Here is a 12,840-nt window from a genome sequence, read left to right as displayed (position 1 = left end):
TTATCTTTTCCGAACAGTTCTGTTTTCTAAAGAACCAAATAACATGTTAAACATAAATAATAACTGGAGTGATATTATGGAAAATGAAAAAAAGAAAGGAATGCCACTTTTAGGAGACTATTTCCCGGAAATGACTGTGGAAACAACCAATGGAATGATGGAACTGCCAAAAGACTTTTCAGGAAAATGGTTTGTTCTTTTCAGCCATCCAGCTGATTTTACCCCAGTTTGTACCACCGAATTCTATGCTTTCCAGAAAAGATACGACCAATTCAGAGACTTGAACTGTGAACTTATTGGTATGAGTGTGGACCAGGTTTTTGCCCATATAAAATGGGAAGAATGGATCCATGAAAACCTCAACATCGAAATCGAATTCCCGGTAATTGCTGATACCGGAGCTGTAGCTGAGAAATTAGGCCTTATACATCCTGGAAAAGGAACCAACACTGTAAGGGCAGTTTTTGTGGTGGATGATCAGGGTAAAATACGAATCATCCTTTACTATCCCCAGGAATTAGGAAGAAACATGGATGAGATCCTGAGGGTGGTTGAGGCCATGCAGACTGCGGATAAGAACAATGTAGCCATGCCAGCAAACTGGCCTAACAATGAGTTAATGGATGATCATGTGATTATACCCCCAGCAAGAGATGTTAAAACATCAAAAGAACGATTGGCACAAGCAAAATCCGGTGCATTTGCCTGTTATGACTGGTGGCTCTGCCATAAAAAACTGGAATAAAAAGAAATAAATTATATTAATCCTTTTCTTTTTTTAGTTCAAAGATACTATCTTCATCATGATGCTTTTTCCTAGTTAAAAATTACCGTAATCTAAAAAAGGAATATAAATGATTTTGAAATTTTATCAAAATATTCCTTTATACCACCTAATAATTCTTTTTAAGGCGTCTGATGTATATGGTGGCCCATACATAGGCCACTGCACATCCCAGCCCCCCACCAACTACTATTCCCCACCAAACACCTGAGGATCCGAATCCCATTGTGAAGGCGAATAGGTAGGCGAAGAAAGCAACAAAAGCCACTTCTCTGACTATGGTGAGTATCAAAGATGTGAAGCCTTTTCCCATTGCCTGGAAGATTGAACTGGCAGTGATTCCCAGGGGAACGGTGAGGTAGAATAGGAACATCACCTGCAGGAAGGCAGCAATGGATGGGGCCATGAAAGCGCTTTCCGGGGAGTAGGTGAATATAGTGGCTATGTTCCCGGCAAATACGTAGGATAATAAACCAGTGATCACTGCTATTCCCACCCCTAACTTGGCTGAATAACTCAGGGCAGTGGATAGGTTTTCATAGTTCCGGGCACCGTATGCAGCCCCACCAACAGTGATGGCTGCAGTTCCGATACCTATTGGTGGTATCATGGCCATCATCACCACCCTCCAGCCAGCAGTGTAGACTGCCACGGCCTCTGCTCCACCAGTTATAACCAGTATAAGATTCAGGATAACGCCCAGGATAGACATGACCAGTGATTCAACACTAGCTGGAAAGGCTACCATTAAAATATTTTTAACCACATTCCAACTTGCTTTGAAATCCTCCCTTGAGAAAGAGACATAAGTATCCCTTTTAAGGAGTAACCAGTAGACCAGTAATCCGCAGGCAATGCTGCTGGAAATTATGGTGGCCCAGGCTGCTCCACTAACTCCCCATCCCAGGTAATAGATGAATATGGGATCTAGGAATATGTTAAGGATGGCAGTGGCTGCAATGGCGTACATGGGACGGTTTACATCCCCCTCTGCCCGCAGTATCCCTGAAGCTACATTGGAGAATATGAAGAGGATTAGACCTCCGAATACGATCTGCCCGTACTCCGTGGCCAGACCCACCGTGACACCAGCACCCATGAGTAGAAGTATGTTTGGTAGGAATAATAGCAATATAACTGTGAAAACTGCTGATACTGCCAGAGTTAGGATTAGAGAATGCATTGCTGCGTTATCTGCACCTTCTTTACTACCGGCCCCTATGCATCGGGCGATTAATGACGTTGCTCCTGCACCCAGACCATTACCTAAACCTATGACTATCATAAATAATGGGTTAATGAAACCTAATGCTGCCAGGGCATTTGGGCCAAGGCCCGCTACCCATATACTGTCTGCCAGGTTGTAAGCCATGATCAGGAACATGGAAATGATCATAGGGATAGCCAGCACCCTGATTGCCTTCTTAGGTTCTCCAGTGACCATGGAGATACGCTGATCCACACCTTTTGATTTTTCAATATCAGAATTCATCTTTTTCTCCGTAAAAATCTAAAAACATTCGACTAAGAGGTTTAAATCTTAAAACCCCAATAATTTATTTTAAATGATTAAACTCCGATTAAGGGTAGCTGTTATGAATATCAGAGTTACCATAAACTGGGCAAGACATAAAATGGTAAAATTAGATTCAACATTATTAATTTGTAGATGGGGATATATATCTTTGTGGTTCGATGGATAAAATAAGGGTAGAGGGGATTATTCTTGAAAATATTTTATGGATCTTTCCAATTAAGATTCAAATAAGACAAACTGAAGATAATACTTACCAGTGGACATATTTTTTTTATTCATCTAAAAGAGATTCACCCAGTTAACTGAAAATTATTAACTCCCCCTCAGTAAAGTGGATTTAAGGGATAAACCTTCTTAATAGTGAAATAAATACTAGAATATATAGACATAAGCCTCCTAAAATTAAGAAGAGGAGAAATTCAATTTGTACGACGTCATAATTATCGGAGCAGGACCTGCTGGTTGTATTGCTGCTAAAAAGTTGGCTGAATACAGTTATGAAGTTTTATTAACTGAAAAGATGAGTTTACCCCGGGAAAAGTCATGTTCAGGCATCCTCATACCCAAATCAATCCAGATGGTTGAAAAAGAATTTGGGAAGATACCTGCAGATGTTTTCTCATATCCCCCCATTAATAAGGGGATTATATTAAACAGCGCAGATGGGAAGGAGTACTGGTTTGAAAGTGAAGGTTACAATATATGGAGAAATAAGTTCGATCGGTGGATGTGTCTTAAGGCAGAAGATGCAGGTTGCACCCTCAAAACACTGACTTCAGCTCTAAGTTGTGAAGAGAAAGAAGACCATGTAACGGTTAATTTCGCCAGGAGGTCTGCTGAAAAAGAGGGTGGTTTTAATGGTAGAATGGAATTTTTCCAGGAAAAGGCCAGATTTGTGATTGCCGGGGATGGTGCATCCAGCAGGATCAGAAGGGGTCTTCTAAAAACACCCTCTAATTACATAATCACTTACCAGATTTTTTGTAAGGGTAGTATTGATCTGGATAGTGGTTTTTTCCATGCTTTTCTAGATCCTAAACTTTCACAGTACGATGCCTGGTTCAATGTGAAGGATGAATACCTGATCATTGGTGTGGCAGTTAAAGATGCTTCCCTTATGAGATATTATCATTCTAAATTCGTTTCATATCTTAAAACACACCATAATGCCCGGATATTATCAGAGGAGAAGGATGAAGTGGGTTTAATGCCCCATATCACTCCTGATTTTAGGGTGGATCTGGGAAAGGGGCGGGTGCTTTTGGCAGGTGATGCTGCTAATCTTTTAAATCCAATGGGTGAGGGAGTATCCATTGCCCTGGCCAGTGGCTATGCTGCAGCAGAGGCCATTAAAGTTGAATATGATTTTAATAAGCATGTTAATCCAGTAAATATTTTAGATAGATATGAAAGTAATTTGAAAGGAGAAATAGATTACATGAAGAGGCAGTGGAGGTTTCTGAGTACCCTTTCCCCGGATTTTAAGTGTTTCAAATAGTATAATTTCTCTATTTTTAGTTAATATTGATTTTTAATGACTAATCCTTAAAACACTTTAAAGTCTTTATTTTTGAATTACAAGTATTAATCCTTTTATTAATCTTCAATTGACATGTCTTTGGTGATAAGCTCCACCTAAAATATTTTAAAAACATTAAGGTTTGTGAAACCTATTTTAAAAATATAGACCACCAGTCTAGACCACATGGTTTATAAGGGAGGTGTTCCCTAATAAATTAACTGACCTAAAAACATGAGGGGGATTCAATTGAAGAAAAAAACATTTGCGAGGAAAAATGAACTCCTGGAAGCTGCACTGGATGAATTCACCTTGAAGAACTATGAGAATGCCTCTTTAAATACCATAATCAAAAATGCAGGCATCAGTAAGGGAACTTTCTATTATCACTTCCAGGATAAAGAGTCACTTTACCTATTTCTGCTTGAAACTGCTAATAAAGCAAAATGGAAGTTCATTAATAATCATAGAAAAGAAATCCCCCGTGGACAAAAGGCTAATGATATTTTTGAAGAGTTCAAAATCCAAGCCCAGATAGGGATGGAATTTGCATCCAGTTTCCCCCAATATCACCGACTCAGCATGATGTTCGTTAGGGAAAGGGGAAATAAAATCTACAATAATGCCAAGAGCAAGCTCAACTTTAGCACCCAATCCATGATGGGTGAAGTAGTTAAAAAAGCCAGGGAAAATGGTGAGTTAAATCCACGATTTTCAGAGGATTTCACAGTGAAAGTTTTGACTCATTTATTAATGAATTTTGATGACATATTCCATGAAGAAGAAGATTTCCATCTGAATATGATGGTTGAAAACCTGAATAACTATGTTGAATTCATGAAAAATGGTCTTGGAAAATAATCGGAGGGGTATTAAATGGAAAAACTTGATATAATGAAACATGATAAAAGTATAGCTCTGATTTTTGGGATTTTAACTTTGGCCATTATCCTGGCACTGACTAACACTGAATTTCTAAAATGGGCCTTCGCACGACACCAGAACCTCCTAAGCTGGTACGTTAGACCATTATTCCTGGTTCCTTTCTGTTACTTTGCCTATAAAAAAAGTTGGGCGGGTATTTCCATCACCATCTTTTTACTGGCAACCAGTATGTTCTGGTTCCCAGCACCAGCAGTGGTTGGTCCCCAAGAGGCACAGTTCCTGGAGATGGAACTGGATTACTTGACTGGTGAATGGGGATTTGCCAAAATACTCGTGGCACTCCTGGTACCTTTATCATTCATAGTCTTGGGTGCTGCCTTCTGGAAAAGAAACATTCTCATGGGATTGGCAGTGATTGTTCTGATTGCAGTGGCCAAAATGATCTGGGGAGTGGTATTCGGTGGTGAATCAGGAACATCCATCTTCGCACCAGCTATTGTTGGACTGGTGATCTGTGCAGTTCTCATATATCTGGGATTTAAAAAACCATGGCAGAAGAAAAAATCTTCCCCCTGAAACCCTTTTTTCTTTCAAGTTTACTTTTTTTCAATGAAAGTAATGTATATCCATTCTGTAAGACGGCCGTAACCCCAGGGCACGAATATGAATAAAGTAACCCCTATCAGACCGGTGATTAATCCCCAGAAAAAGTTAGACTCGAAATATAACGTTACAAAAACACCATAATAACCTGTAATCCATTGTATGACTCCGGCAATTATGGCAAATATCAATCCGGCAATCCAGTACCGGCCAAAATCCTTTTTTATGCCCATAGACCCTAACCTCCCCTATTTTATTGTATAAGTAATTTATAGGAAGATAAGTAAAATAATTTTTCCGGTTTAATGAAGAGTTCTGGTGAAATTAGGGTGTGATCTGGGTGTTAATTTGGAAAAATCATTTATCCCCTCCTTGAGTTATTATAACCTGTCAAGTAAAAAGGAGGTGAACTCCAAGATATAAGTGCTTGATCACAGGCCATGTGACTTGTCAACACCCTATCTATTATACCGCCCCTCCCGATGTAGATCACATCAAGATAGGGTTCGATATAAGTCAACATGGCCGGAGACAAGAATCCCTGGATCAATGTACTCATTTTTTTTTAACTAACTTCAAAACTTTTTACCAGAGAAAAAAATCCAAAGGGAGCACAATATTGTCATTAGACATTATTATTGATAAATAAATAAAATAAGGGAATGAAATAGAAATCCAAAGGTTTATAGAGCGTTTCAGTAATATTAATAATGTATATTGATAATCATATAACCAGATACAATTCAGATTTTTATGTTTAAAGCTCTTAAAATCATCTGCAAACTCAAATGGGAATTAAAAGGGGAAGGTTAAAGATGAGTACTGTACAGTTAGAGGTTCTACTCAAAGAAGCAATGGAGGAGGAAAAGAAAGAAGTAGAACGGATTAGGAAGAAATACAAACAAAGAATTAAAGAGCTTCAAAACCAAAAATACACCATAACAATCGACCAGGAAAAACAAGCCCTCATAGAACAAGCACAAAAACAAGAAAAACAAGAAAAAGAACAACTCCGACAAAAATACAAACAAAGACAAAAACAAAACACCACACAACCCACCAACAACCCGAAAAAACAAGCCCTCATAGAACAAGCACAAAAACAAGAAAAACAAGAAAAAGAACAACTCCGACAAAAATACAAACAAAGACAAAAACAAAACACCACCAACCCGGAAATTGAAGATCCTCATGAAGAAATTATAATAAAAGAATTACCTGAAAAAAATAAAGATTTAATGGAAAATAAGGAGATTAAAAAACTATTTGAAGAAAATAGACCTTATAAGGAAGATAAATATGAGGATTCGTTGCCAAGCAACCACGATGAACTTTATAATATTTTTGACCCTCAAAACGATTATGAGAAGAATGGAGAATTAGAAACTGTTGATAGAACCGAACTACTGGAAAAGTACAATATTAAGGACGTTCATGAGGATGATATTGATTACATTTTAGAAAGCTTTGATAGCCCCCTAATTGAGGAGGATATTGAAAAAATTGAAGAAAAATTAATAAACAGCATTGAAACATCGGCTTTGTCCCATCCTAAAATTGAATGGGTTAATGTACTGGTGTTTTTGGATACTGAACTGGAAGGAAACATTAAAATATTCGCAGAATATGCTGATAGAAGATTACTTAAGCATATAATATCTAAAAATAATGAAGAATTAAAGGTAGAATTAATACAAATCGCATTATATGAAGTTTGGGATGTTTTTACCACATTAGGAGTTAACATTGATAATCTTGAATCAAAAGTTGATGTGGAAGTTGAACTAAATCCTACTTAGTACGATATAACTAAAATTATGAACCTAATTATTTATTCTAAAAGTCCATTCTCTTACTTACCAACTAAAAATAACATCCATTTACAACTCACTCTTTTTAATGTAATTCTGGATTATTTAAAATGTTAACCAAGGCCAGTATGGCCACGAATACCATGGTAAAAACCGTTATGAGAGCCATGGAAACTGTGATGTCATTGTACTGGTAAAAAATGGATAGTATGGTCCCTAGACCTGTTATACCATAAACTGTTACTGCTTCAGCCCAGTAATGTTTATTAGAAAGTTTAGAAGCTATTTTCGCATTCAGAGAGTCGTATTTTGAAAGGTAGAGGGCGAATATCTGGAAAAACAGGTATACCACCAGGAACCAGCCAAAGAAGTTGGAGATGGGGACCCCAAAGTAAGCCCCAGGATCGGTCCATACCCATAGACCCTGTAAAGTGGATGAAATTGGATCAACACTTAAATCCCACATTACCATGATGAATGAAGCAATGAATGGCACTAGGAATATTTGTTTTCCCTCAAGTTTTTTATGGTATTGGCCGGTTAATACGTGTGACAACACCCATGATAAGTACCCTATGGCAAAATAGGCGAATATGATTATTAACGGGACGTTTAACAATCCTAATGAAGGGGAATAGTGATAAAATCCAAATGGGAAGCCCGTGGCTATGCTAAGGTTTTCAAAAGAGAAGCTAACTGCCCAGGTGATGAAGAAAAATATCAGGATATTTTTTTTCCCATAGCGTTCGTTTCCATGTAATACTGCAAGAATAAAGAGAATAGCAGTCACCAGGAAAGAATCTATGGCCAGCAAGTTAGGATCTTTATAGGTGAAAATCAGGAGAATGTTAACAATTAAAAAAACTATAATTAAAGACCATCTAAACCAGCTGAAAGTTTTTCTCTCTTGATCAGTCATGTGAAACCCCTTTTTATATTTTATGCCATTCTTTGAATTTATAAGTAATAGTTCATGCCCTTTATTTGGATTTATAAGTAATAAGGATGCCAAAGATGGGAACTGAATAGTTAATGAGGCATTGATTGATATCTTCACCATTAAAAATTAGAATATTATAAATTTTTGATTTATTCGTAGTTTTTTAATATTTCATAAATCAAATATGTTAATGGTGATGAAAATGGTTAGTGTCAATGATGAAGCTCCGGTTCTGGTTAAGGCTGAAATTGAAATTGACGCAGATCCAGAGACTGTGTGGAATATTATTGCTGATATTGAGTCCTGGCCCCGGTGGAATCCTGATGTGAAGAGCGCCCGACTCCAGGGTGAGTTTAGACCCGGTACACAATTCCTGTGGAAAGCAGGGCCGGCTAAAATCACATCTTTAATTCAGGATGTGGACCCGCCCCATACCCTTGCCTGGACCGGTAAAATAATGGGAATTAATGCCATCCATGTCTGGGATATCCAGGTGGTTGATGATAAAACCGTTGTTCGAACTGAGGAATCATGGGATGGTCTGATGAGTTCTGCAATGCACGACCAGTTAGAGGAAATGCTGGAAAAATCTCTTTATTCCGCCCTGAACAATCTTAAAACCGAATGTGAACGAGTTTGAACTGAATGAATCCAGAAACACGGATAAATCCTTAAATATGAGAGTTGGGCTTTTAAAAATGAAGAATTAATTAATTTAAAATCATTCCTTGGGAATAATCCACGCCCTCCATATTGGTAATTACTCCAGTTCAAAGCAAGATCCAATTAATTATTCTAAGGTTACTGACCGGGATAGAATAATAGAAGAGGGAATGTAATAAAAATCGTTTTAGACAACTTAACAAACGTAGGGTTAATTGGAGGCAATTTTAATGGTTGGAGAAAGGGATTACTATGAATATAAGAAATCAGAGTTTTTCACCCAATTTAATGAATTCTGTAATAGGGTAGGTATTTTAATGGAAGATAAATACGGTGCAGAATTTAAAAATAAAGTAATTGGAGAAATTAAGGAAGAATATGAATCTATTTTTGAAGAAATACCCTATATTGGAGGGGATGGTAATTCTTTAACCTTTGATCTTGTTTCTGCAGCACAGAATCTGGCACTTTATAAAGTCCTGAAACATCATACCCTGCCACTTGAAGAGATTGGGAAACTGGCTTACCAGGCCGAAGAAGAATACTTGAGTAAAAATAGGGAGTTAATTCCTCCCATGACCCACCCTAAGTATATTTTTTACATAAAAAGAGCTGCAGATGAATCTCTTAAAAAGAGATATCCTGGTGATTGGGTTTATGAGTTCATTGAGGGAAATGAAGAATTTGATTTTGGCACCTATTTTACGGAATGTGGAATACAAAAATTCTTCCATAAACATGGCGCTGATGAATTCATACCATACCTGTGTGCTATGGATATAATAATGAGCAAATGTGGGAATTTAGGGCTGGAAAGGACACAGACCCTTGCTGAAGGTGGTGATAAATGTGACTTCCGGTATAAAGGTGGTAGGAAAACAAAAGTTGCCAGTACGGTGATTAAAAAAATTAAAGATTTAAGTTTGTAAAAAGATTTTATCATCCCACCAGATGCTAACCCAATTATTATAAGCACCCATGGTTACTTAGGACATAATTCCCTGAATTTTAATGGAATTTTAGTTTTTAAAATGGATTTATTGCAGAATTAACCGCATCTACCAGTTCACCAAGATTTTCACCACCACTTACAAAGGTGAAAAACCCCACTGGTGCTTGAAATTTCATAGTATATTTTAAAGTCCGCCCCTTATCACCATTATCTTCTATTTCCATCTTTTTCAACCAGTTTATGGGATATCTTGCCAATTCAGTGTGCATTCCACTTCGTAAGATAATCTCCAAAATTCTACCATCAAAAGATATGTATAATGGGCTATTTCCCTCTGAATCCTCAGCTCCATATACTTCAATCATATTACATCCCCCACTTTAAGATATATTATATATATTAACTCTAAGTATGAAATATTCTGTTGCATGGGATATGAATCTCTAATTTTCTTTTTTACATATTTAACATCTTAAATACAGATTTATTATCGATTTTAATCATTGGATAGAACTATCTTTTTATGCTTTACTTTGGCATCTGTTTTGCTAGCATTCTATTTCTATTGTGGTATTTATTTAGAAACCGCTGATTGGTTATTTAATGAACTTCCGGAGCTTCTTAATTATAAAGAAGGGTAACTGGCTAGTTCCGAATTATATTGAGCTATTTTCACACTATAAATGGAAAGTCAGTAATCTATCTTCATAGGTATTATGGCGGTTCATTTATGGGTTCACCAGTTGTAATATCCCAGATTTCTGTTCCCAGTACCGTGCCGGTTTTAGCATCTACCTTAACATTACCCAACACCGTGTCTTTAGCATGCTGCCCCTCAATTTCCACCACCATTGGCACGTAATACACGCTTCCTTTCAGGACAGGAGTGCCGGCTCCAAGAGTCTGGAACTTGGAATTGGAATTTAAGTACTGGGATGCGATTGATTTGGCTTTGGATGCAGATATGAAATTGGACTGAGTCTGGTTAGTTTGATTCTTATTTATAGTAACCTGGGTGGTGTTGTTGGTTATGTTGGGAGTAACATTGTTAAACGACTGCATTAGCATGTATCCAACAACTCCAACGAGAATCACGAGCACTACCACTATTAAAATAAGAATATTACGAGTATTCATATATCCCTCCCCTTAAATCTTATTTAAAGCCCATATTGACATAAAATGTCATGTGATCCATTGTTAATTGATATTATCCTATAATCACAATTTATAATATAATTTTTCGATAAGTCTCAGGTCCTAAAACCAATTAAAAGAAGGGTTAGATTAAGTAAAAGCACCTTAAAATAGTATCCAAGTAAAGCAATAATGAATTTGATTTTTTTAACCTTTTTTAAATTCACACTTCTTGCATTTTGCACAGGGAGGCAGTGTATCAGTATTATCATCGAGTTTTAAATCTTCCCCACAATTTAAACAAATATAACGTCCTATTCCGGGTTTTTGTCCGCATTTATATGCCATTTTTTCACCTTTAAAAAATCATTCCAAATAATACATCTGATGATTTATAATAATTAATTACTTATATATAATATAATCGTATCAGAGACACTAGTGCAATCGGGATTGAAAACAACATTTAAATGATCGGTGAGTGGGGAACAGTTTAATTTCAGATAATACCCCTCACAAAATCATCATTATAATCAAAAATATTATCTAACCAGTCAAACATTACCTGTGTTCCACGTGAACGGTTATCCAGCTGACAATGATCATTGGATCCATCGTTTCTTAGTTTAAAAATGTGTAAATCTTTATCATCAGAATATATGCCTTGATAAAACTCTTCTGCTTGGTTAACGAACGCAACAAATTGGAAACAAAGTAACATTCTTAAAAATAGGATTTAGAATAAAGTTTATAGTACGCCGGGACAGGGATTTGAACCCCGACAGCCATGCTCCACGGGATCTCAAGTCCCGCGCCTTACATAATTAGTAGATTTAACAACGTTCCGGTGTTATTCAGTACGATTGAATGTGTTTGTTACGTTAGTTGGTATCACAGTATAATCCGGCGCTACATAAGTTATTAACTGTTGATATTTACTATCCGTAAGGTTTTCGAAATTTAATAAGTCACCATTACTTCTCACGGCGAATGTAGTGTCATTCCAATGATTTAAATTGTATGGCTGTTTGTTACAACCATAATAACTAATCAGGACGTCATTTTCCAGTTTAATGGTAATATTCCCATAAAAATCATTCAAATACACACCTACATAATTGTTAAGGTCTCCTGGCCCGGTGGGGTTATCTGGAGCTGGATCGTATATTGGTTTATAGGTATTGTAGAAAATAGGCCAGAAATCAGAGGTTTCATCACCATTCATTAAATCTATTAATTTTTTATATACACTCATCCGGAAAGCATCCCCCATACTCCCTTCATTAGTTAATATTGCTATACCTACTCCCGTAGATGGGTAGAAATTTATGAAAGCTTTGGAAGAGGGTATGGTTCCTGCGTGGGATATATGGGTTTTATCAATATCCCATCCATATCCATACATGGTATCATTTTTATTATCGGTGTATACATATCCAGTTCTGGTTGCATCTAAATTATTTTCAGAAAGAATTCTCTTGCCGTTAAACATTCCGGTGCCAGCTAATTGGAAATTAAGCCAATTTACTAACTGATTAATTGAAGCACCCATACTACCTGCCGGCCCAATTTCATCTAAAGCAGGAGGATATGAAGGGGTTCTAATGATGGATCCGCTATCATTATAGTAGGTAATGTAATGGGTTGCATGGTTGGGTGAGCTCAAGAAATCAGAGAGATTAGTAGTTGATGTATTCATCCCCAAGGGGTTTAAAAGTTCTTCTTTAATTAGATCTCCCCACGCTTTGTTGTTGGCAATAGCAGCACTACAACCACCCAATGCATACATTACATTGTTATACTGATGAGTAGTACCCAATGCACTGGTATTAAGTACAAAACGCTGATTATAAAGCATATGAAAATAACTGTTGTTGAAAGTAAACACTTCTGGATCTCCTTCAGCAGCAGGCAATCCACTGGTGTGTTTGAGACAATCAGCTATAGTTAGACTGTTATAGGCATTAGGATCATATAAATCAAATTCATTTGGATCATTAAAATATGTA

The 12,840-nt window shown here is 36.9% G+C and carries 14 protein-coding genes (1 of these 14 only partly in view); 7 read left to right on the top strand and 7 right to left on the bottom strand.

From position 1 onward, the window contains the following. Window positions 1-76 precede the first annotated feature (76 nt). Entirely contained in the window at window positions 77-745 is a 669-nt protein-coding gene (locus BK009_RS11165; protein ID WP_100907952.1) for a peroxiredoxin, read from the top strand. Window positions 746-893: 148 nt separating this feature from the next. Here the strand turns inward: BK009_RS11165 and BK009_RS11160 are convergent, their stop codons facing one another. Continuing rightward, window positions 894-2,276 carry an MATE family efflux transporter gene (locus BK009_RS11160; protein WP_100907355.1) on the bottom strand — a complete coding sequence of 461 codons (1,383 nt, stop codon included), beginning with the start codon at window positions 2,274-2,276 and terminating at the stop codon, window positions 894-896. A 469-nt stretch (window positions 2,277-2,745) separates the two neighbouring features. On the opposite strand from BK009_RS11160, the gene BK009_RS11155 reads away from it, so the two are divergent. The 3 genes from BK009_RS11155 to BK009_RS11145 all read left to right on the top strand — a co-directional run bounded on the left by BK009_RS11155 (window position 2,746) and on the right by BK009_RS11145 (window position 5,301). Further along, a complete protein-coding gene (locus BK009_RS11155; protein WP_100907354.1) occupies window positions 2,746-3,819 on the top strand; it encodes an NAD(P)/FAD-dependent oxidoreductase in 1,074 nt (357 codons plus the stop codon). A gap of 270 nt (window positions 3,820-4,089) precedes the next feature. After that, a complete protein-coding gene (locus BK009_RS11150; protein ID WP_157809460.1) occupies window positions 4,090-4,701 on the top strand; it encodes a TetR/AcrR family transcriptional regulator in 612 nt (203 codons plus the stop codon). A 15-nt stretch (window positions 4,702-4,716) separates the two neighbouring features. Further along, window positions 4,717-5,301: a hypothetical protein gene (locus BK009_RS11145; RefSeq protein ID WP_100909587.1), complete on the top strand. Its 585-nt coding sequence runs from the start codon at window positions 4,717-4,719 to the stop codon at window positions 5,299-5,301. 20 nt (window positions 5,302-5,321) lie between these two features. Here the strand turns inward: BK009_RS11145 and BK009_RS11140 are convergent, their stop codons facing one another. Continuing rightward, a complete protein-coding gene (locus tag BK009_RS11140) occupies window positions 5,322-5,561 on the bottom strand; it encodes a hypothetical protein (RefSeq protein WP_100907351.1) in 240 nt (79 codons plus the stop codon). A 582-nt stretch (window positions 5,562-6,143) separates the two neighbouring features. On the opposite strand from BK009_RS11140, the gene BK009_RS12450 reads away from it, so the two are divergent. Next, window positions 6,144-7,127: a DUF2226 domain-containing protein gene (locus tag BK009_RS12450; RefSeq protein WP_157809459.1), complete on the top strand. Its 984-nt coding sequence runs from the start codon at window positions 6,144-6,146 to the stop codon at window positions 7,125-7,127. Window positions 7,128-7,224: 97 nt separating this feature from the next. Here BK009_RS12450 and BK009_RS11125 read toward each other — a convergent pair whose 3' ends face one another. Further along, complete coding sequence (locus BK009_RS11125) at window positions 7,225-8,058, bottom strand: carotenoid biosynthesis protein (RefSeq protein WP_100907348.1); 834 nt, start codon at window positions 8,056-8,058, stop codon at window positions 7,225-7,227. A 223-nt stretch (window positions 8,059-8,281) separates the two neighbouring features. On the opposite strand from BK009_RS11125, the gene BK009_RS11120 reads away from it, so the two are divergent. Together BK009_RS11120 and BK009_RS11115 are read left to right on the top strand one after the other, a co-directional pair. Further along, complete coding sequence (locus tag BK009_RS11120; protein WP_100907347.1) at window positions 8,282-8,719, top strand: SRPBCC family protein; 438 nt, start codon at window positions 8,282-8,284, stop codon at window positions 8,717-8,719. 253 nt (window positions 8,720-8,972) lie between these two features. After that, on the top strand, window positions 8,973-9,671 hold the full coding sequence (locus tag BK009_RS11115; RefSeq protein ID WP_100907346.1) for an L-2-amino-thiazoline-4-carboxylic acid hydrolase: 699 nt from the start codon (window positions 8,973-8,975) through the stop codon (window positions 9,669-9,671). Between the two features lie 97 nt (window positions 9,672-9,768). On the opposite strand, the gene BK009_RS11110 is transcribed toward BK009_RS11115, so the two are convergent. From BK009_RS11110 to BK009_RS11090, 4 genes are all read right to left on the bottom strand, one after another. Then, a complete protein-coding gene (locus BK009_RS11110) occupies window positions 9,769-10,059 on the bottom strand; it encodes a hypothetical protein (RefSeq protein WP_100907345.1) in 291 nt (96 codons plus the stop codon). Window positions 10,060-10,408: 349 nt separating this feature from the next. Next, entirely contained in the window at window positions 10,409-10,831 is a 423-nt protein-coding gene (locus BK009_RS11105) for a PepSY domain-containing protein (RefSeq protein ID WP_100907344.1), read from the bottom strand. A 207-nt stretch (window positions 10,832-11,038) separates the two neighbouring features. Continuing rightward, window positions 11,039-11,179: a zinc ribbon-containing protein gene (locus BK009_RS11100; protein WP_100907343.1), complete on the bottom strand. Its 141-nt coding sequence runs from the start codon at window positions 11,177-11,179 to the stop codon at window positions 11,039-11,041. Between the two features lie 502 nt (window positions 11,180-11,681). Next, window positions 11,682-12,840, bottom strand: the 3' portion of a protein-coding gene (locus BK009_RS11090) for a serine hydrolase (RefSeq protein ID WP_169923168.1). Its footprint extends 539 nt past the window's final position; 1,159 of the gene's 1,698 nt are visible here — the last part of the coding sequence; its start codon lies beyond the right edge, outside the window; the stop codon is at window positions 11,682-11,684.

Origin of the sequence: Methanobacterium subterraneum, assembly GCF_002813695.1 — an archaeon.
Classification (GTDB): Archaea; Methanobacteriota; Methanobacteria; order Methanobacteriales; family Methanobacteriaceae; genus Methanobacterium; species Methanobacterium subterraneum.
Note: the sequence above shows the minus strand (reverse complement) of the source record. Positions and strands in the feature narration are given on the sequence as shown.